Annotated in this window: 17 protein-coding genes, 2 tRNA genes and 1 pseudogene; 14 read left to right on the plus strand and 6 right to left on the minus strand. The window is 66.0% G+C overall.

Annotated features, from left to right (window positions below; genetic code table 11):
• The first annotated feature begins 63 nt into the window (after positions 1 to 63).
• Positions 64 to 795, plus strand: coding sequence for a TetR/AcrR family transcriptional regulator (locus JZ792_RS05600; RefSeq protein WP_308165164.1), 732 nt, complete (start codon positions 64 to 66; stop codon positions 793 to 795).
• A 142-nt stretch (positions 796 to 937) separates the two neighbouring features.
• On the opposite strand, the gene JZ792_RS05605 is transcribed toward JZ792_RS05600, so the two are convergent.
• Positions 938 to 1,528 carry a tyrosine-type recombinase/integrase gene (locus JZ792_RS05605; protein WP_254189350.1) on the minus strand — a complete coding sequence of 197 codons (591 nt, stop codon included), beginning with the start codon at positions 1,526 to 1,528 and terminating at the stop codon, positions 938 to 940.
• 66 nt (positions 1,529 to 1,594) lie between these two features.
• On the opposite strand from JZ792_RS05605, the gene JZ792_RS43180 reads away from it, so the two are divergent.
• Positions 1,595 to 1,918, plus strand: coding sequence for an ATP dependent DNA ligase (locus JZ792_RS43180; protein WP_216907529.1), 324 nt, complete (start codon positions 1,595 to 1,597; stop codon positions 1,916 to 1,918).
• A gap of 675 nt (positions 1,919 to 2,593) precedes the next feature.
• Here the strand turns inward: JZ792_RS43180 and JZ792_RS05615 are convergent.
• Both JZ792_RS05615 and JZ792_RS05620 read right to left on the minus strand, forming a co-directional pair.
• Positions 2,594 to 2,678 (minus strand) — tRNA-Leu (locus tag JZ792_RS05615).
• Positions 2,679 to 2,772: 94 nt separating this feature from the next.
• Entirely contained in the window at positions 2,773 to 3,129 is a 357-nt protein-coding gene (locus JZ792_RS05620; RefSeq protein ID WP_308165165.1) for a winged helix-turn-helix transcriptional regulator, read from the minus strand.
• A 135-nt stretch (positions 3,130 to 3,264) separates the two neighbouring features.
• Between JZ792_RS05620 and JZ792_RS05625 the strand changes: the two genes are divergently transcribed.
• Both JZ792_RS05625 and JZ792_RS05630 read left to right on the plus strand, forming a co-directional pair.
• Positions 3,265 to 4,134: an NAD(P)-dependent oxidoreductase gene (locus tag JZ792_RS05625; RefSeq protein ID WP_216907531.1), complete on the plus strand. Its 870-nt coding sequence runs from the start codon at positions 3,265 to 3,267 to the stop codon at positions 4,132 to 4,134.
• 152 nt (positions 4,135 to 4,286) lie between these two features.
• A tRNA-Leu gene (locus JZ792_RS05630) sits at positions 4,287 to 4,374 on the plus strand.
• On the opposite strand, the gene JZ792_RS05635 is transcribed toward JZ792_RS05630, so the two are convergent.
• Complete coding sequence (locus JZ792_RS05635; RefSeq protein ID WP_216907533.1) at positions 4,353 to 6,092, minus strand: recombinase family protein; 1,740 nt, start codon at positions 6,090 to 6,092, stop codon at positions 4,353 to 4,355. The genes JZ792_RS05630 and JZ792_RS05635 overlap by 22 nt on opposite strands.
• Positions 6,093 to 7,544: 1,452 nt before the next feature.
• Here JZ792_RS05635 and JZ792_RS05640 point away from each other — a divergent pair.
• From JZ792_RS05640 to JZ792_RS05650, 3 genes are read left to right on the plus strand one after another with little or no spacing between them, the layout of a single operon-like run.
• The gene (locus tag JZ792_RS05640) at positions 7,545 to 7,979 is read left to right on the plus strand and encodes a hypothetical protein (protein WP_216907536.1); all 435 of its coding nucleotides are present in this window, start codon (positions 7,545 to 7,547) and stop codon (positions 7,977 to 7,979) included.
• Positions 7,976 to 9,055 carry a tyrosine-type recombinase/integrase gene (locus JZ792_RS05645; protein WP_216907538.1) on the plus strand — a complete coding sequence of 360 codons (1,080 nt, stop codon included), beginning with the start codon at positions 7,976 to 7,978 and terminating at the stop codon, positions 9,053 to 9,055. The genes JZ792_RS05640 and JZ792_RS05645 overlap by 4 nt, the downstream gene beginning before the upstream one ends.
• Positions 9,052 to 9,957 (plus strand): DUF2637 domain-containing protein, encoded by a 906-nt coding sequence (locus tag JZ792_RS05650; RefSeq protein WP_216907540.1) that lies wholly within the window; start codon positions 9,052 to 9,054, stop codon positions 9,955 to 9,957. The genes JZ792_RS05645 and JZ792_RS05650 overlap by 4 nt, the downstream gene beginning before the upstream one ends.
• 451 nt (positions 9,958 to 10,408) lie before the next feature.
• Here JZ792_RS05650 and JZ792_RS05655 read toward each other — a convergent pair whose 3' ends face one another.
• Positions 10,409 to 10,585 (minus strand): hypothetical protein, encoded by a 177-nt coding sequence (locus JZ792_RS05655; protein WP_216907541.1) that lies wholly within the window; start codon positions 10,583 to 10,585, stop codon positions 10,409 to 10,411.
• A gap of 766 nt (positions 10,586 to 11,351) precedes the next feature.
• Between JZ792_RS05655 and JZ792_RS05660 the strand changes: the two genes are divergently transcribed.
• Entirely contained in the window at positions 11,352 to 11,963 is a 612-nt protein-coding gene (locus JZ792_RS05660; RefSeq protein WP_216907542.1) for a hypothetical protein, read from the plus strand.
• A 193-nt stretch (positions 11,964 to 12,156) separates the two neighbouring features.
• Here JZ792_RS05660 and JZ792_RS05665 read toward each other — a convergent pair whose 3' ends face one another.
• The gene (locus JZ792_RS05665) at positions 12,157 to 12,645 is read right to left on the minus strand and encodes a hypothetical protein (protein WP_216907543.1); all 489 of its coding nucleotides are present in this window, start codon (positions 12,643 to 12,645) and stop codon (positions 12,157 to 12,159) included.
• A gap of 325 nt (positions 12,646 to 12,970) precedes the next feature.
• On the opposite strand from JZ792_RS05665, the pseudogene JZ792_RS43185 reads away from it, so the two are divergent.
• The 6 genes and pseudogenes from JZ792_RS43185 to JZ792_RS05695 form a co-directional block, all read left to right on the plus strand.
• Positions 12,971 to 13,303, plus strand: a pseudogene (locus JZ792_RS43185) (DUF4192 family protein); the annotation flags it as partial.
• Positions 13,293 to 14,042: a DUF4192 domain-containing protein gene (locus JZ792_RS41845; protein ID WP_254189351.1), complete on the plus strand. Its 750-nt coding sequence runs from the start codon at positions 13,293 to 13,295 to the stop codon at positions 14,040 to 14,042. The pseudogene JZ792_RS43185 and the gene JZ792_RS41845, both read left to right, overlap by 11 nt.
• 262 nt (positions 14,043 to 14,304) lie before the next feature.
• On the plus strand, positions 14,305 to 15,369 hold the full coding sequence (locus JZ792_RS05680; RefSeq protein WP_216907546.1) for a DUF4192 domain-containing protein: 1,065 nt from the start codon (positions 14,305 to 14,307) through the stop codon (positions 15,367 to 15,369).
• A gap of 51 nt (positions 15,370 to 15,420) precedes the next feature.
• Positions 15,421 to 16,530: a deazapurine DNA modification protein DpdA family protein gene (locus JZ792_RS05685; protein WP_216907548.1), complete on the plus strand. Its 1,110-nt coding sequence runs from the start codon at positions 15,421 to 15,423 to the stop codon at positions 16,528 to 16,530.
• 113 nt (positions 16,531 to 16,643) lie between these two features.
• On the plus strand, positions 16,644 to 17,495 hold the full coding sequence (locus JZ792_RS05690) for a phosphoadenosine phosphosulfate reductase domain-containing protein (protein ID WP_216907550.1): 852 nt from the start codon (positions 16,644 to 16,646) through the stop codon (positions 17,493 to 17,495).
• A gap of 853 nt (positions 17,496 to 18,348) precedes the next feature.
• Entirely contained in the window at positions 18,349 to 19,056 is a 708-nt protein-coding gene (locus tag JZ792_RS05695; protein WP_216907552.1) for a DUF8020 domain-containing protein, read from the plus strand.
• Positions 19,057 to 20,362 lie beyond the last annotated feature (1,306 nt).

Below are 20,362 nucleotides of genomic sequence, written 5' to 3' on the forward strand. Positions count from 1 at the left end.
TCCACAGCGTGGGATTACTGATAAGTAAAACCCACGATGTGGAAATATGCAAGGGTGGAATCCGTGAACCCAGCAGCCGCGCCGTCAGCAGCCTTGAACCGCCCCGCTCCGGCCCGCCGTGGTCGGCCGCCGAAAGCTCAGAAACAGCTCTCCCGCGCTGCGGTCCGCGAGGCGGCGCTGGCGGTGATCGATGCCGAAGGCATAGACGCGCTGAGCATGCGAACAGTCAGCAGGTCACTCGGCGTCGATGCCAAGAGTCTCTACCACTACGTGCAGGACAAGGACGACCTTCTCGACGCGGTTGCGGAGTACCTGCTCGAGCAGCTGATCCCCCCGGCGGAAACCGACTCACTGGAAGACGACTTCCGTGCCTGGGCGCACGAGTTCCGCAGGATCACCCTTGCCCATCCCCAGGCCGCGACACTGGTGTTGACCCGGCAGCTCTCCTCGACCGCTGGGTTGTCACCGGTCGAAGGAGCTCTGTCGGTGCTGCGACGCACAGGCTGCGGCCCTGAAGTGGCGGTACACCTGATGCGCACCCTGCTGGCCACGCTCATAGGCACCCTGCTGCGCGAGGTCTCAGCCGGACCCACCTTCGGGACTGCTGAACCCGCCGAGATTACTAAGAGGCAGAGCATGCTCGAGTCATCGGGGCTGCCACAGGTCGCCATGGCCGCCCCCTACCTCGCCCGCTTCGACCGTGACCGCGAGTTCGACTTCACCATCGACCTACTCGTCGGCCTGTTCACCGCACGACTCGCTGACAATGAAGCACCCGATCCAGCCGGTCGATGAGCAGGCCAGTGCCGCAGGGCGTCGTCGTTGCAGACAGCGCTGTAGGTTTGGGTCGTGTCGAGAGCGGTGGCACTGAGGCAGCCTCGAACTCAGCTCGGCGGAGCCGGGGTGCGGTGACGCCGCCTGCGCTGACCCGAATGTCTTAATCGGCTGGTACTGGGATCCCGCGCCGCAGTGTCCGCCACAGCTGCTGTCTCAGGTCCAACGGTGCATCGAGCTCGGCGAGATAGAGCCGCAGCCAGACGAACGCCTCCCCGCTGGCCGGAAGCCATTGGCTCGCTTGCGTTCCCTTGCGGATCACCTGGACAAGCTGCTCACCCCAGTCCAGGTCCGCCATCCGCATTCCCAGGATCTCCTGGGCACGCGCTGCGGTGCTGACCGCCACAGTCAGCACCGCGCGGTCCCGATTCGATCGCAACGCCGCGAACAACGCCTGCCACTGCGGGTCCGAGATCTCGCGGGGCTGGTTTGGGCAGTTTCGGGTTGTAGCGGATCCGACCTTCGGGACGGTCGGGTCGAGAGGGTTGTGGTGTGCCTTCGCTCGCCCGCTGCGGCGTACCGAGTTCCGACTGTTGCCTTGCGCGATGACATCGATCAAGAACCGGCGGATCGGCGCCACCGGTTCTCCGGTCTCGTCGATGACCGTGAAGAGAACAGGCCCCGACACCTCGACGACGCGCCCCCACTTCGGCACCTGAGCAGTCCGCACGTCCCGGCAGATCTCCTTGAACAACTCAGCACCACCTCTCTCGATATCGATGAGAGAGGTCTACCGGCTCGGCCTGGCTACCAGGTAACGGTGCCTTCGCCGACACGTTCGGGTCCTTGGTGCTCGCCGCGCACGACAGCGGGTCAGCGCTCCGGTATATCGGCTGTCGGGACGGGATTCACAACCACTGATCGTCGGGCTCTGCGGGCGATGCTCGACGCCATCGCGCAACCGACCAGCCCGCTCGCTACGGTACCGACCGCGATCGCTAGGACCGCCCGCTACGTCGAGCCGGTCTTGATCGCCTATGTCGAGTACCGCGAGTTCACCGGAGACGAAGTACTACGACATCCTGGCTTCCGCGGGCTGCGGCACGACCGCTCACCCGCCGAAGTTGTGCTTCCGACGCGGTAACCAAATGCGACACTCGAGCCTCCCGCATCGCCGCGCCGACGCCAGGAAAGTGCAGCACGGCAATCGGTCTCGACGCGGTCGTGATCGGCGAACCACAGCGCGCGTTCTACGGCAACCAGTTCGGGCTCACCTTCCCGGTGTTCGTCCATTACGGCGTGGCGCTGTGGGTCCCCGAGATCGGCGGTCCGATCGATCCCGACTCAGAGGCACACGACCTGATCATGTCCGTCCCCATCTTCCACCCCGACCAGATCGAGCACTCGCTGACCACGCTCGAAACCGCCCGACCCGACAACACCCCAGCGCTTGGCTCGGCGCGACGCGAACTTGCCCAACTCGATAAGAAAATGGCCAGATACCGCGAAGCCCTCGAAGCGGGCACAGACCCGATACTTGTGGCCGAGTGGACCACCGACGTGCAACGAAAAAGACAGCTCGCCACGGACCGGATCATCGCGCTACAGGCCGACGAACAATCGAACCGGACGTTGACCCGAGCCGAGATCGAGACACTCATCGAATCCCTCGGAGGAATGGCCGATATCCTCGGCCGCGCCGACGCTTCGGAGAAGCTGGAGCTGTACCGCCAGCTCGGCCTCAAACTCACTTACGACCACACCGCACGATCGGTCGTTGCCGAAGTCGACCCGCAACCGCCCGTGGGCGTAGTGGTCGTGTCCGAAGGGGGACTTGAACCCCCACGCCCGTTAAAGGGCACTAGCACCTCAAGCTAGCGCGTCTGCCATTCCGCCACCCGGACCGGTGATGTGTTCTCTTGTCACGCAGGCGACTTCGTACGTCGCCGACGATTCGAAATCTTAGACATATCGGTCCGAGGAATGCCAATCGCGGGGTCACGGGGGCGGTTGGACGCGATTCGCGCCGATCCGGTCGATGCGGTCGCGGCCCCATGCCCCGAGCGGTCGCAGGGCGCTGTTCAGCTCCGAACCGAGTTGTGTCAGTTCGTATTCCACGCGGGGTGGGATCTCGGCGAAGATCTCGCGGGCGATGATGCCGTCGGCTTCGAGTTCGCGCAGGTGCTGGATGAGCATCTTCTCGGAGACGCCGGGAAGTCCGCGTCGGAGTTGACCGAAACGGCGTACTCCGTTCGCTTCCAGCTCCCACAGGATCAGGGGCTTCCATTTGCCACCGATCACGTCCATGGCCGCGTCGATGCCGCAGAAATATGGGCCGGATCTCTTCTCACTCACCGCGCGACCTCTTCACACACCCACCGGTAAGTACCCGACCGAATAGTGGGTACTTGTCGACTCAACGACGGGGAGGCACTGTTTGTTTCAGCGCGCTGACCACGATATTTTCCTATTCGAGGAGTTGATCCGCACATGGCGGAAATCCTGCACGACGGAGTGACCGTGCTCGGTCTCGGCGCTATGGGACATGCTCTGGCCGGGGCGCTCGTCGCGAGCGGCCGACCGACGACCGTGTGGAATCGGACACCCGGGCGCGGTGACGATCTGATCGAAGTCGGCGCCATCGGTGCCCCTTCGGTCGCCGAGGCGGTCGGGGTGAACGATCTCGTCATCGCGGTGCTGCTCGACCACGCCTCGGTGCACGAAACTCTGGACCCCGTCGTCGCTCGACTGAGGGGGCGACAGCTGATCAACCTGACCAGCACGGCGCCGGAACACGCCCGCGAACTGGCGAGGTGGGCGGCGGCGAACGGCGTCGGCTATCTCGACGGCGGGATCATGGCGGTGCCGTCGATGATCGGACAGCCGGGAGCATCGATCCTCTACAGCGGGGACCGCGCCGTATTCGAGAGCAACCGATCGCTGCTCGAGTCGGTGGCTGCCGTGGAATTCCTCGGGGAAGATCCGGGACTGGCTTCCACCTACGATTTCGCCTTGCTGTCGGTGATGTACTCGATGTTCGCCGGCTTCTTCCACGGGGCGGCGATGGTCCGCTCGGTCGGTGTGTCCGCCGCGGAATTCGCGGAACGCGCGTCCGGGTGGGTGAGGGCGATGGCACACGGGCTCCCGGAATACGGCCGAACCATCGATTCCGGTGATTACACCACCGATGTCCAGCACCTGGGTTTCCAGAAGGCCGCGCTGGACGCCATCGTGACGGCCAGTCGTGACGCGGGGATCGCACTCGATGTCATCGCGCCGGTGAAGAATCTCATCGACCGTCAGGTCGCCGATGGACACGGCGACCTCGCTTTCGCTCGAACGTTCGAAGAGCTCCGCTGAGCCGTCGACGACCGGGGCTCGGAATCGCACGAACCGACGAATTCTCCCCGGTCAGAGGCCTGACGCGCCCGGCGGAATCCCGCCGGGCGCGTCCGGTTGTACCGCGATTTGGTCCCAGCCGACGCATCCGTTAACCTTGCTGAGCACCACCGGTCCGGGTGGCGGAATGGCAGACGCGCTAGCTTGAGGTGCTAGTGCCCTTTAACGGGCGTGGGGGTTCAAGTCCCCCTCCGGACACCAGTGCTAACCCCACAAGGGGTGACGCCAACGATTGCCCTGTGTTTGTCGGGGTGGTAGCGCACTTCGAGTTCCAGTGCCCGGTAGAGCTGGGCCTTGTCGGCGGGATTCGCTGCGGTCAGGACGGCCTTCACGTCGCCGAGGGACTCGACCAGTTTTTGGATCTCGGTCTCGGTGAGTGTCCGGACCTGGGGCAGGCCCTTGAGTTCAACCTCGGCGGCGGCCTTCTCGGCCTGGGCGGCGTTCATCGCCGCGACCAATGCTGCAGGTTCGACGCCCGCCTCTATCGCGGCCAGATGATTGGCGAGTTTTCCCTCGGCGGTGGTGATGCGTTGTCGCAATCCCGCTCGCCGCGTGTCGGTGTCCTCGCTGGGTTGGGCTGCGAGGAGGGCGGCTATGGTGTGGTCCCGGTGTTCGCGGCCGAACAAGCTCGACAGCCAGCCGTCGACCGGACCCACCAAGTGGTCTTCACGCAGGTTCACAGTGCGGGGATGCTCGGCGAGTAGCGGGCTGCCGGGGGCGATGGTTTTCGCGCGGCACCGATAGTAGGGATGTTGATGCACGGTCTCGCCCTGCATTCGCCGATCACAGATCTCGCATCGGATCCGCCCGGCCAACAGATACAGATGCGGTGCCGAACGTGTGCGTTCCAGCTTCGCCCGCGAACGGTTGCTCGTCCCAGCACGGCGGCGACGCAGCAGCTGCGCTTCGGTGAAGTCGGCCACCGACACGATCGCCGGATGAGCGGGCTTGCGCGACCGCACGATTCGGTCGTTCGGTGAACGACGGAACCGCACCACATGTCCGGCGGCGACGTCATCGATATCGAGCAGTTCCTCTTTCTTGCTCCACCGACCGAACACCGCGTACCCGGTGTAGCGCGGATTGGTCAGGATCGCGGTCACCGTGCTCGCTTGCCAACCATCCTGGGAACGATGCCGGTTCTGCTCCGGGCGATGCGCTGACGGGCACGCAACACCTTCCCGATTCAACGCGGTCGCGATCGACTTGTCCCCCAGACCTGCGAGATAGTCACGGAAGATCCGCGCCACCACCGGCGCCGCCGCTGCATCCAGGGACAGGATCCGCAGTTTGAGTCCGTCGGAGGCCCGGTTCGGGTTCGGATGCGGTGGACCGTCGATCACCAGGTATCCGTAGGGCGGGCGTCCGCCTTGGTGTCGGCCTTCGTTCAACACCTGGGCGTCCATGCTGGCGCGGGTGCGTTGCTGGACGTGCTGGCGTTCGGACTCGCTGAGCCCGCCCAGCATCGACATCATCATCGAATGCGTGACGTTGCGGGCATCGAACAGCCCGTTCAACTCTGGCACCCACACCTCCACCCCGTGTCCCTCGATACGCGGAGCGACCAGGCTGAACTGGTTGCCGAACCAACACCGTGTGCCCTCGCCCACCACGATCGCAGACCACCCCCGCCCAGGGTTCTTCAGATCTGCCAGCAACCGCGACGCTTCTTGACGGCGGTGCCACGGCACCGAGCGGGACTGACCAATATCGAAATAGTCGGCCACGATCGCCGCACCGTCGACGAACTTCTCCGCGTTACCCCGCTGCCACCGAAACGAGGTCTCCGGATCCTGGTTGTCCTCGGTCGAACACCGCCCATAGAACGCGAACCGGCGATCACCGCTCGGATCGACCATCTCCGGGACGAGTCCCAGCAGTTCGTCGAGCACGTCCCACTCGCCGACCTCCACGCCCATCACCCTCTCCTTCTCCACTTCGCCTATGAGAATGCTCGACCAACAACCCCAACAACAGCCGCGCCGCCGCCACACTCAACTCCGGCGGACCATCAGGCACTACAACCGCGAACCCACCAGGATCATCACCGGAGCCCGCGTCGACCGGCTCGGTCACCGAACGGCGCTTCCGACTACGACGACCTCCGCGTCGGACAGCCCAGGGCGCGCACCACACTGACCAGTCCGTCGAGTCGAGAATCCGAACCCGTTCACCGGCCGACCAGGACACCACTTCGACGACCCCGAAAACGACGCTCTACCAAGCGAAAACTCATCCGAGGTCAATCCCCGAATCATCGAGGACCAGGACACCGCCGCGAAACCGCCGCCGACAACACCGGAGAAACTCTCAAGCGCACACACGACATGCTGACCTTTCGACCAGCCTGCCGATCCTCCACCCTCAATGAAACCCCATCACCAGCGATTCCGCCACACCGAATCCTGCCCCTACCTGCGTGATCCGAATTCGCACCACCGAAGTCTCACTCGTGCAGCAGTCCGATAGAGACAAAGCAGGCTGGCAAGAGTCCAGAGGCGCTAAATGCAGCAGAATATCGAGGATTCAGACTCAGCATTTGACATTTGCCCGAGCGCGCCGCGACATGCCGATGGGTCCTCCAACCCCCATCGAACACGATCACACCGCCATCCCCACAGCCCCCGACATCGCCGCACAACACCACGATCAGGACATGACCCCTCCCCGTCAGTCCCAGCCGTCCCCGGCCAGACGACATACAACCGCGGTATCCCGATCGACGGACACATATATTGATGCATATATGTCAGTACCGACATGGTTGCCTTGGCCGATCTCAAGCCCTACGCGGCACCTGCCCGTCCACAACCGCAACCCATCGTCGTCGGCGGAACTCCCCAACCGAACGCTTTCGAACAAACGAACTCCGAACCCCGCCCCAGCCGGAGGGGAGTGCGCGCTCCACCGCCCTCACCGCGACCGAACTCTTCCGTGCCACCGGCTCGACCGCGACCGTGTTCACCGTCACTGGTGGCGACCAGCTCACCTTCCAAGTCGACCTCGACGACCCACCGGTCACCGCACCCCCTCCGGCTGACCACCCGCACCACTCACGGCGACCCGACAGCAGCCGATGCCTCCAGTCATCGTCACCGCTCACGAGGACAGAGCCACCCGACGTCGGCTCGATATCTGGCAAATCTGCCAGATATACCCCTTGAACAGCATGTTTCCGTGTGCGGTAGTCCCCTCTCGCGCACAGATCTCCGTCATACGTGACAGATATCCGTGCAGTGTGCGCGAGGGCCCTTTATCCCAGGAGCCCGAGCTGTGATTTCACCTTCTGACCTGCGCCTTTTGGTGGCGCGGATGCCATTTCCCGTCATTTGTGCCGTATCCCGGATGTTTGCTGACGGAAGCGATCGGCGGTGATCGCGCCGATCATCCCGCCGCAGCCGGGGTTGCAGGAACGTGTTTCAGGACCGCAGGTCACGAACCGCGTGGTCCGTCCCGGAAACGGGCACATCCAGTACGGGCTGTGCACCGTCGGGGCCGGAGGCCGGATCGTGGACCGGACGGTGTTCGCCGCGCTCGACTGGCGGCCGGGAATCCGGCTGGAGTTGACATGTCTGGATGCCGGTGCTTTGCTGGCTCGCCCCGCACCCGCCGCGGACGTCACCTTCGCCGAGGGCGGCTACTTCCGTATCCCCTACCGGCTGCGCCGCCGGGTCGGCCTCGACATCGGTGACCGCGTCCTGTTGATCGCCCACCGCATCAGCCATCACCTACTGATCCACCCACCCGCGGCACTCGACGAACTGTGCGCGACGAGTCTCGCGCTGGTGAGCGAGGCCCACCGATGACGACCTCCAGCCACTCGCCGGTCACCGCCGACACCCTCGCTGCGGCACGGTTGCTGTTGACCCAGATGGGTATCTCCCCCGCCGATCTCGTCGACCCCGGCACGACCGTGCCGACCTTCGCCGAGGTCATCCCGAAGGTGCGAGCCCGGCTCTCGCCCGGCACCCTGCGCACCTACGAAACCCACTTCACCCACCTGCTCACCCACTGCGCCGACAGGCGTTTGGACGAACCGGCCAAGGCGGAGTTCGAGGACATGGCCCGCCGCATCCAGACCGAGGCCCGCACCAACCGGGCCTCCCGCGGCGGTACCGGCGCGGCGGAGAATTTCGTCAGCGCGTTGCGGTGTGTCTATCGGTTCGCCGAGGACTCGGGCTGGATCCGCCCTGTCGACAACCCTGCGCGCGGGATCGCTCGCCCGACGCGGCGTCCGTCGAACCGCTACGCCATCGGATCGAATCAGCTGACCGAGATCTGGACCGTCGCCGCGACCACCGGCGACGACCCCGACCTCGACTCGCTGGTGCTGCGCCTGCACATCGAGACCGCCTGCCGCCGTAGCGGTTCCCTCGCGTTGCGCCCACACGACCTCGATCCCGACCAGTGCCTGATCTTTCTGCGCGAGAAGGACGGCAGTGACCGGTGGCAACCGGTGTCACCGACATTGATGCGCGGGCTACTCGAGCATGCGGCCGAGCGCGGGAGCCCGCGTTCGGAGCAACTGCTGCGCTACCGCGATGGCAGACCCATCACCTCGCGTCGCTACGACCACATCTGGGGACGCATCGGGGAGGAATTGCCGTGGGTCGCCACTCAGGGCGTCAGCATGCACTGGCTGCGCCACACCACACTGACCTGGGTCGAACGCACCTTCAGCTACGCCGTCGCCCGTGCCTACGCCGGACACCGCGGCAAGAGCGCCGGTGTCACCGCCACCTACGTCAAAGCCCACCTGCACGAGATCGCCGCCGCGGTAGCCGTTCTCACCGGAGAATCCCATCCACTGGCCCCCGCCTACCGCCACGACCGGCCGGACCGTCCGCACGCCGAGCCCACGATCGGAGGAACCCGCTCATGACCGACTTCGCCCTCACCTCCTCCACGGGCACCGTGCGCACGGTGCACCACGGGGCCGACACACCGACATCGCGTGCGCACGGCTTCTTCTGGAGCGTGCTCGCCGCCGCCGCCACGGTCAGCATCACCGGCAACGCCACCCAAGCCCTCCTGCACGACACCGCACTGCCCGCCGTGGCCGCCGCGGTCGCGGTCATCCCGCCTCTGGCATTGCTCGCTGCCATCCACGGGGTGACAGTCCTCGCCCGTGCGCACACCGCCACCCGCGCCACACGGTGGGTCGCGACCGCGATGACCGTGCTCATCGCCACCGGCGCGTTCTGGCTGTCGTTCACCGCACTGCGGTCGCTGGCCATTGTCGCCGGCGTCCCCGCAGGCGAAGCGTGGCTGTGGCCCGTCATCATCGAAGGGTCCATGGCACAGGCCACCGTTGCACTGCTCGCCCTCGCGCACTCTGGTCACGGAGAAAAGGGTGCGCACCAAACCGACCGGGCGAACGGTGTTGCGTCGCCGCTGGACGAACAACCCACGGCGATCAGGGTTCTGGCTGCGCAGACCCCAGCGGTGGTGGCCGGTTCCGTACACACCCCGACACCTGCGGCCGATGACACAGGCCGAGACTTTTCGGCGGAGGCGGCGCGACTGTGCGCACGTGATCCAGCCAAGCGCCGCGACCCCGCCCTGGTCGCCAGAGCACTGACCCACCATCACCTCGACGGCTGGAATCCCTCTCGAATCGCTGCCGAGTTGAACAAGAGCCGCTCCACCATCAGTCGAATCCTCAGCGACGCCGCCAGTCTTCATGCTCACGACATCGATGAGCAGACAGTTCCCACGACCGAGGGGACTGGCCGTACCAGCGCAGCCGAGTCGGAGTTCAACACCCCGGTTGGTACGAATTGACAATCGCTTCGGGCCGAGACGTAGGCTCGGCCCGAAGCGTCATGTTAAGCACAGAATCTTCGACCCTCGGCCCGTCCTCGACGCGGCACAGCGCAAAGTGCGTGCACCGCTCTGTTGTCGACGGCGCGCGAATACTGGCGTGCCTTTGAGATGGGTCCCTGACGCTCGCAGCTACCCGACGCTGTGAGGTTCCGACTTCTCTGCCCACAAGCGGCTACATGACCCGGGCAGCAGTAGTGTGCTGCACTCCATCTCGACGCGGACGCGTGGTACCACTCGTGCGCCAGTTGCGAGTCGACGCCTCGTCGGAGAGCGATGGTCCGCAGTCGGCGGAGATCGGAGCAAACCCGCTGGGCGATACCCGGTCGATGATGAGTGCCCGACGATCACGACGTAACCCTTCACATCGCACCTCACACGACCGAAGTACCTACCTCGACGGCGCCGGCCCCTATCCGGACGCGTAGGGATGGTGCGACTCCAGAGTTTGGGCGAGGCGAAGGATCTTGCGTGCCTCCGCGGTGATGCTGGGATCGACACTGCGCTCGATGATCCGACCCGCTGCGTAGACGATGCCCGCGCGCACGCTGTCCCGCGCGCAGTCCGTAGCGTCCGTTGAGCTGTCCATCAGCACCTCCCTCGACCTGTATACCCCTGCTCAACATAGTGTTCCGGAATCGCCCACCCCGGCCAGTCCGCTGCTCCTCACCGATACAGCGCGAGCTACGACCCCGGTCTCGTTCTGTCCGCCTTGTCGAAGAAGACTCCGGTGGCCCGCAGATCAGCATCGAACTCGCCGGCGACAACCTTCGAACGGAACGCAGTGGAACCCGCGTGCTTCGCGTACGACGACATCGTCCACGAGATCGCCTCGGCCGCGCCGAACAGCAGCCCGGCCGCGCGGTGTCTTCGACCGGTTGACTCCGCGCGTACCCACCACCGAGCGTTGGCCGCCGTGTTCAGCGGTTTCGCACCGTGACCGCAGGTGGCGACCCGGTCACCACCGCCTCGATGACACCCCCGCTGTCGCCCGGTTTCGAGTCTTGCGACCGCTTCCGAACGGCCTCTGCCGCTGAGAGACGGGTTCTCCGGAGTGATTTGACGCACATTTCAAGACCGGCACCTTCCTTCGCCTGGAAGTTTTCAGCAGCCCTCGCGCGAGATCCGCGCCGGAAATTCACCTCCATTTACCAGCTATTTGCCAACCCCCGGACCTGTCGGACCGACCTCGCGGTGACACGTCCACGAAAGGGAAACAGACCATGCGTTACGCATATTCGGATCATCGACACATCCGCGCCGGCGGTGTTCAATACGATTTGCCAGAGGTTTCATCGCAGGCACCACCGCGCCGCCGTGACGTCGACGTGGTTGCCCGATCGGGAGATCCGCGGATGGATATCGACATCACCTGCCCCAGCTGCGGGCGGCTGGACTGGGTGCAGAGTGTGCCCGCGCTGTGTTCGGACGGCACCGCAGTCTCCTACGGCAGCGGATCGTATTCGGGATTCGGTGTTTCGAGCGGTGGGCTGGTGCCGGTGTTCGGCACCATGACCGTCGATCGCACCCATACCACCGCACTGGCCGGCAGTTTCGCCCGCGAACCCGCCTGGAAGCCGACGCGGCGGCTGACCCGTTGGGGCTGTCTGTTACTGATCCCCGCGTTCTTGTGGGCTCTGGTCCTGACTCTCGCCATCAGCACCCACGGTGATCCGGTCGAAGCCCAAGTGCAGACGGCGGTGGCCGGGGTGTTCATGGTCGGGTTCACCGCGTCGCCGGGCCTGTTGTGCCTGGCTGTTGTCTGGGCCCGGCGGCGTCACAACAACCGGATTCTGCGCGGGCGCCCGGCTGCGCACGGGCTGTGGCGGGCCGGGTTCTACTGTCATCGGTGTGGTTGGGCGTTCTGGCCGTATTCGCCGGTGGCGGGTATCCCGGTGCGGCAGCCGTTGTCGCCTCAGCAGTTCCGCTGGTATGTGTGGCAAGTCGGCCGCTACTTCGCCACCTGATCGACGCTGCGTGGCGGATATGGCATCCGCTCGACGCGTACTTCGTTCACCGCGAACGTCGCCGTCCTCGGCTCGGTGAGTGTCGTGAGGTCGGTTGGCGTGCTGTGCTTTCAGCATCAGCCGCGCTCGCGGCGATTGGGTGCCGACCGAGTCACGCGCAGCTGATCTGAGAGTGGCTGATGGCGATCCTGGGTCATTTCGATGGGTCGGTCGGTACCGAGTCACCGGTTGTGGTCAGTGCTCGAGCGCCATCTGTATCGGTCTGTGCTTCTTCGGTCTGCACGGCTTGATCATGCGTGATCTCGGTCTGTTCGACATCATCTGCGGCAGAGTCGGCCGGGTCGTTGGGCTGTGTGCGGGCGAGGGTGATGAGTTGACGGACTTGTTTGGGGGTGATCTCGAGCAGGTCGGCGACGTCGTCGTCGGTGTGGCCGGGCTGGTCGCGAATGATCGCCGCCGCCTGGCCCTGGTCGGCGCGTAGACCCGAGATCTGGGCGGCGGCTTCGTCTTCGACGGCGCTGATTCGGCGGCGTAGTTCGGCGATCTCAGAGTCACGCTTGGCCTCGCACGCGCTAATCGCCTGCCAATCGGCGAGATAGCGGCGCACCGCCGCCGACACTTCCCGGTCGCGTTCGCGGGCGAGTTCGCGGCGTCGGCGCACACGCTCGCGTGAACGTTGCACCCGCTGCGTCATTTCCGGTGATCGAGCCGTCCGCGTTGGGCGCGGTGGGCGACGTGCAGCCATGTGCTGACCTCCAAATTATCGGCCAGCCTGCTGATCCTCCACCAGCGATGCTACCCCCTGCCCCTCGCCGTGATCACCCGTCGTGTCAACGCGTCCGCAAAGACAACTGCCGCCACATGGTTGCCCGTGTTCGCTGTCGGGACCGCTGAGAGGCATCGACGACGCTCCGCAGCGCTTGCTCGCCCTGTGACGTCTCGACGCAGGCCCGGTTCCAACGCACGCCCCTCAGCTTGTTTTCCGTTGACCGAGAAGGAGTTTCGCTATGTCCACGCCCACCCCGCCCTGGTCTGCGAGCCGGGTGATCGCCTCGGTACCCGGCATCATCGGGTTCCTTCCGCGACGGTCGCTGATCCTGGTCCTGATCCCGGCATCCACGGAAACCAGCAGTGACGAACCGGCGGCGTTCCCCCGCTTCGATCTCACCGACAGTCCGACCTCGATCACCGACCGCCTCCGTCCGCTGATCACGGCGATGGGCCCGGCGATCGGTTTCGTGCTCGTCGTCGACGACCGGCTGCACCCTCCGCACCACCAGGGGACCCGGACCCCGACCGGCGAGATCAGCCATCACCGTCTCGTCGAGCATGTGGTGGGCGTGCTGGCCGAATCGTTCTGTCCGGTGGCAGGGGAGCTTCGCGACCGCCGCAATCGTGGCGGGCGGGGCGTGGTGGTCGCTGTCGGAGCCCGCCGATTCCGGCACCCTGCCCGACCCCGCTCACTCCCCCTTCGCACGCGAGCGCGCGTCGCTCGGGGTACCAGTGCTGGAATCCAGGACCGCGCTGGCCGACTCGCTGGCCACCGATCCCGCACTCGCCGAACCGGTTTCAGCGGCCCTGACCGAGGCTGTCGCGGACCTACACGGGCGCCGCGCCGCACTCACCCACCCGCAGGCCATGTCGGATCAGGACCGCCGCGATCTCGAAGCGGTGCTGTACGCGATCGCCGATCTCGCCGCCGGTGAGGAGTTCACCGCGCGCCGCCTCGCGCGGCTGGGGGCCGCGCTGAGCGTCGCGGCGGTATCGCGATGCCTGCCCGCGACCGCCACCGGCGAGCACGCCGTCGCGGCCGAGGGCTTGTGGGTGTTGTTGACCCGCAGTCTGACCGGCATTCACCGTGCCCATCCCGCGGTCCTGCTCGCCCACAGTGCCCACCTGCGCGGCGACGGCGTCGTGGCCCGGCTCGCCGTCACGACAGCTCTCCACGCCGACCCCGCCGACCTCCACGCCCGCCTGCTCGGCGCCGTGATCGACCGCGGCCTCCCACCCCGAGCCCTACACCGGCTCGCGCGCTCGGCCACCGCAGCCGCCGCCGACCTCGGTATCACCATCCCCTGACGACACCGAACACCCGCTGCCTCACCACCGGCCGCTCACCGACACCCGAGGCCCACGGCCCCACACCACACCACACGAGCCTTCGGGCTCTGCATTCGGCGGCCGATGGGGCACCCCGACCAGCCACTCAGTGCGGCCAGGACAGCCGAAATAGATTGTCACACCGCTGAATACCTAGCCGTAGCCACCCGACGCCGCTGCGACAAGCACACCACGGTAGCGACGGTCCCCCTTCATTCCTACCAACCGCGAAGGATGTCTCGTGCTCAATGACGACCCCCAGTTCCCGCCGCGGGAATGGATCTCCGCGATCCGTACCGCGTTGGACTTCGCCCCGAGCCGATCACTGATCGTGATCCTGGTGCCCGACCAGCACACCGACGACGCCCGTGCTTCGTTGTCGTACATCGAATTCAGCGCCTCCGCCCCGATCCTGGCCGCGTGGCTGCGACGCCGCATCGCCACGACCGGTACCGGGCTCGGCTACGCGATCCTCATCGACGACCGTCTCACTCCCGCCACGGCCGACCCCGATCATCGCGGATATCGTCTGGTCGAATACCTCACCGACGCGTTGACCGAGGGACCCCTGCTCCTCGCGGCGAGCTGGGCGACCCGCGAACTCGCCCGAGACCAACCGTGGTGGCCTCTGTCCGGGCATCGCGACGCGACGACCCCGCCCCAATCCGCCTCCACCCCCAAAGCCGGCACGCCGCAGCGCGCCGCAGCCGGGGTGGCGGTCCTGGAACTCACCCAGGCATTGCACGATGTACTGACAGCGGATTTCGACCTGGTCGGCGCGGTCGCGGCCGAGTTGCCTGCCGCGCTCGACGCGTGCTCGCGCCGCGCGCTGGCCGATCACGACGAGCACGTGCGCAGCCTCAACCGGCGTGACCTGGAGCTGGTCCTGGAGGCGATCGCCGAGATCGCCGACGGTGCCGTCCCGAACGCGCGGCACCTCGCGCGCGTGGCCGCCGCCCTGTCGGTCGCGGCGGTCAGCCAATGCCTGCACGCCACCGCCGCCGGAGACCACGCCGACGCCGCCGAAGCGTTGTGGGCGATGTTGGGCCGGTGCCTGCCCGGCCCGCTGCGCGCGACACCGGTGATGCTGCTGGCCTACAGCGCGTTCCTGCGCGGTGACGGCGGACTGGCCTCGCTCGCGACCTCGGTCGCCCTGCACGCCAACCCCAGAGAGATCACCGCCCACCTGATCTACACCGCCCTCGAGAACCGACTCGCCCCCGAAGCCCTCTACCGGATCGCGCGCTTCGGCGCCGCCGCCGCCACCGACCTCGGCATCACCATCGATTACACCGCCCCCGACTGAACCCAGCGGCCCGGCCCGCCGCGTGACGTGGAACCGGAAGGAGGATCACCGATGTCTCGACACGACAACACGATCGGCCTCGCCCCGGCGGGCGGGCACGGGTTCGAGCGGTTCGACACCGCGTGGGGTCCGCTCACCCAGTGGACGGGCACCAGCGAACACCCGGACCCGGCGCGGCGGATGCGGTTCTTCCTCGGTCTCGCCCAACCCAGCCTGCTCGACACCGCCCCGGTCCCGGTGTTCCTCTCCGCGACCCGGCTCGTGCGCTACCGCACTCGCGGCGAACGCTTCCCGGTCCGCATGAACCTCGCGCCCTACGCCGGGGACTCGGGGGCCTATTCCGCGCTTGTGCTCACCCGCGACCGCCACTCCCATCCCTGGTGGGCGAGCCCGGACGAATACGGGGCGTTGTGGGCACGGCTGATCGAGGACATCGGGCCCCCGTGCTTCGTCGGCATCCAGGACTACCCCTGCGAGCCAGCCTGTTTGACCGCGACCGGGCTCAGCATTGACGAGCATCAACGGCTCACCGTCGAGAACTACCTCTATCTGGTCGAGCAGTTCGATTTCGTGCCATGGCTTCCGACGTTGCAGGGCTGGCGGCCCGAAGACTTCGTCGCCCACGTCGGAATGTACGAGCGCGCGGGTGTCGACCTGACCGGACGCTGGGTCGGGGTCGGCAGTATCTGCCGACGCAACGCCGACCACGACATCGCCCGAATCCTCACCGCACTGGCCCCGTTCGGGATGCGACTGCACGGCTACGGGGTCTCGCTGCGCACCCTCGCCCTGGCCGGGCATCTGCTCCACAGTGCTGATAGTCAAGGGTGGTCGATGGCCGCGCGCCGAGCCCGCACCCTGATGCCGGGGTGCGTCCACCTTTCCCGCCCCGACGCCACCGGGCGGCGCCATCTCACCGATTGTCGCCACTGCCTGCGCTACGCCCTGGCATGGCGAGAAAAGGCCATGCACGCCCTCCGCGTGAATCACATGCAGCGCGCCACCGCCGACCCCGGGCTGTGGGACGACCCGCTACCGGCCGGCCTCGCGGCCACGCCATCGCACCAACGCTCCCCTGGGCGGGCTCACCGCACCCGAGGTGACCAGGCCGGATTCGCACTATTCGACCTCACCGACACCGTCCAGTCACCGGCCGCCTGAACACCCAGCACGCGCACGACGCAATCGCCTGGCCCCGCCCAGGTGCTCGCGTCTTCGGCAACCCATCACCTCGACCCGGCGGGAGACATCGACCGAGAAAGGCGGTCCGTTTCGTGTCCATCTCTACTGTTTCCAGACCCGCCGTCCCGCGCGGCACCCGCCGCGCCCGTCGCTCGGACCTTTCGCTTGCTGCGGCGGATTTCTCGCTCGCGGCAGGCCCGGACCTGCTCGACTACGACCACTACATGATCTCGATTTCCGGCGGCAAGGACAGCCAGGCGATGACCGATGTCCTGGTCGAGCAGTTCCACCGCCTCGGTGTGCTGGACCGGGTCACCACCGTCCATGCCGACATGGGCCGCGCCGACTGGCCCGAGACATCGGCTCTCGCGCGAGAACACGCCGAGCACTATGCGCTTCGTCATGAGGTCGTAGCCCGGACCGGCGGGGATCTGCTCGACCGCGTCACCGAACGAGGCAAATGGCCATCACACCGCAACCGTTGGTGCACAAGCGATTTCAAGAGAACGCCAGCGCGGCGGGTGATCACGATGCTGGTCGCGGAATCGCGCGCCGCCGGGATCGTGGACCGCCCGATCAGGGTTTTGAACACGATGGGTCATAGGGCCCAGGAATCAAGGGAGAGAAGCAGAAGGCCCGCGTTCGTGCACGAGTCCGGCAGGACGTGTCCATGCCCGCAGTGCGGCGCCGCCCGCAACGCCGGGAACCCACCCAGCGGTGGTGTGTCGAATTCGCGGCGGATCGTGGACACCTGGCTGCCGATCCACGCCTGGGATGTCGAGACGGTGTGGGCGCGGATCGCGGCGGCGCGCACTCGACCACATTATTCCTACCGGGCAGGTTTTCCGCGACATGTTGACCGGACTAAGCCCCGACACTCCCGCGCGTCTCTGTCGATCACTCTGGCGCGTTGTGTATTCCTCGTTCATTCGAGTCGGATGTGAAGAAACGTGGATGAGCGCAGATGGGTTTGACGAGTTGGATGTCGATGGGATTCGGCTGCCCCGGTGGGGTCGCGTGGTAGAGAGACCCCACGAGGTGGTCCCGTTCGTCGTGGTCGACGACCGGGACCACACCAACGCTGACGCGAGCGAATCAAGGTCCCGACGCCGCGGCTGAACCTCAAGGACGAGTTGATCCGGGTCCGCGCGTTCTACCTCGACATCGCGCACTGGGCCGTCGAGAACCCGCGCGCTGGAGCCACAGGGTTGCGCCGTGCCCAATCACAGACACCGAAATCCAGACCGCCAAGGATCGCGCGCGGCGTAAGGCCCGTATGGACCAGCGGACCCGCGAACGGCTGCCCGTTCTACCGCTGCTGGTTCGCACCGCCAACGACAGGCACCGCGCGGCGGCCGATCTGCTGGCCGCGGCCAACGCTGCCGAGGCCGGAGCGATGATCGACGGCACCGAGGGCCTACTCCGAAAAGCGGTCACCCAACGCGACCGGACGGCTCAGGGTCGACCCCGCACAGCGAGACCGACTGGTCGCGATCGTCCGCAACCTCGCCGACAGAATCACCGAAGCGCGCGCCAATGGATGGCTCGGCGAAGTTCAAGGGCTGCAAATCATCTGGAAGCAGCCCGCAAGAAGCTTGTCGCGCTGGATCGACTGGCCCGCAACACCGTACGTGCTGGTCCGATCGCCATCGGAATACCACAACTCCCCATAGCCGTGAAATAGCCCAGACCAGAGTCTCGATCCTCGGAGACCGAGACTGTACAAATGGTAATGATTATCATTATGCTTCGTCGCGGCACTCAGCCGCTGCTCGAACGAGATGAGGTATTCCTGAAATGAAGAAGAGGACACTGGCGGCTGCGGTCGCACTGCTGACCGTGGCGACAGGCGTGACCGCAGGAAGTGTGAATGCCACACCTACTCCCGGACCGGAAAGGGCAGTGGGCTACTCCGCCCTCACCACCGACACCCAGGCCATCGTGACGACCGACTCCGGCACGGTCGTCATCGAGGACGAGACCCTGAAGCTCAAGGCAGTCGACGGCACCGTGGTCGCCGGTCTGCCATTGAAGTTCAGGATCGATGAATTCGAGTTCCCGATCGCCGCCGAGATCGCAGGAAACACCGCCACGCTCACACCGCAACTCGCCATCGACAAGGCCGTCTACGAGCCGGTCGCCCTCCCCTACGAGGACCAAGCGCCATGGAAGACCGAGTACGAGCGTGAGCAAGCCGCCTGGAGCCGGATGACCAGCACCATCTCCATGGGTGCCACCATCGGCACGCTGGTCGGCGGACTCACCGGCGCCGGCATCGGCTGTGTCCTCGGTGGTATCACCGGCGCCGCAGGCGGCACCCTCGGCACCTTGTTCGGCGGGCTGCCTGCCGGGCTGATCGGGTGCCTCATCGGGGCCGCCGGCATCGGCGCGCTCGGGACCATCGTCGGCCAGATCTTCATCACCGCCCCGGTCGCCATCGCCGCCGGTATCCAGTATTTCACCACCATCAACCAGCCCTCCCCTAAACCCGCCCCCACGAAGTAGTGCCGGAGACGACAACCTGACGCCTCTCCGAAAGGGCGGAATCGCCGTCTCGGCGCTTCCGCTCTTCAGCTCCCGCGTAGACCGACTCGGCTCGAACCGGGTTCGCGTACCACCGCCGATCTACAAGTCGCACATCCGGTACGCCCGCACCGAGCCATCCCACACCTCGAGGATCTCCGCATGGTCCTCCGACCTTGCTCGTCCACCATCACGCCCGATGGCCACGCGCCAATGACGCGGTCCTTTGTGACGATTCTCCTCGTGCGGGCGGACAAGGATTGGACAGGTGCCTGTTGGTAGTCGACTACCCCTCCATCGCCCTGACATGACCCCACGGTCCTGGAACCATGATCCGGACACGTACTTCCTCTTCCGTGTGGGGGTTCAGGTCGAACTCGCTCTGCCCGAGGCGATTCGAATGACGCATACGCCGAGACGTCCGAGCTCGAGACCAGGTCCGAGCGGACAGACCGCGATCGTCGCCGACGGTATCCTCCTCGTCAGGCGACTCGATCATGCCTGTTCGACACCAGCCCATCCTTGCGCGGCCGGTCAGGCGAGGCCGAGAAGTCGTCTCTTGTCTCGAAACTTTGTCGCGCCGCGCCCTGCCTGCCGTTGCGCCCACGCCTGGGAACCGCTGGTCGACCCGGTCGTTCCCAAAAGTCCCGGCCCACGCCGAGCGCGATGCGAGTGGGCCGAGACTTACAGTTGCCGCAGGCTCGGTCGAACCACCAGGACCACCGAGCGAGTTGAGCTTCCTGCGCCGCTTCCCGACAACGTCCCGATGCCGTGATCGAGAGTCGGAACCCGCATCGGCTGCGCCACCTGCATCTTGACGAAAACACCCGAGCCCATGTGGATCTACTGCCCGACCTGACACGCGCGAGCCGAAAGAGCCGCCACGATTTACCGGTAGAAGGCCCGACCGGGGTCGGCAGCTGTATGACCCGGATTCACAAGAGCTCGGCTTCCGCAAGATCTTTCGAAGAGCAGGGCGCGCTCGTCGGGCCCCTTCGCAGCGCGTCGGCGCGGCCGACCGAAGTGCGCTCACCCCGATCGGATAAGGCCTCCGAATCACCCACTATGCAAATGGAAATCATTACCAGTAAGATCATCTGGACGCTGAAGCGCCTGACACAACAGGGAATGACAATGTCGATCACAATGAGCCACGCCTCAACCCTCGGGTCGGTGACGGCGCTCACCGCCATCATGTTCGATCATCGCAGCGCGAAGGCAACGGCGACAGTGGGTTACCGCAGAGCAGCCCCGAGTTGGTTGCCGCAGGTACCGCAGTCGCCCATCC

Origin of the sequence: Nocardia noduli, from assembly GCF_019038455.1 — a bacterium.
Taxonomy (GTDB): domain Bacteria; phylum Actinomycetota; class Actinomycetes; order Mycobacteriales; family Mycobacteriaceae; genus Nocardia; species Nocardia noduli.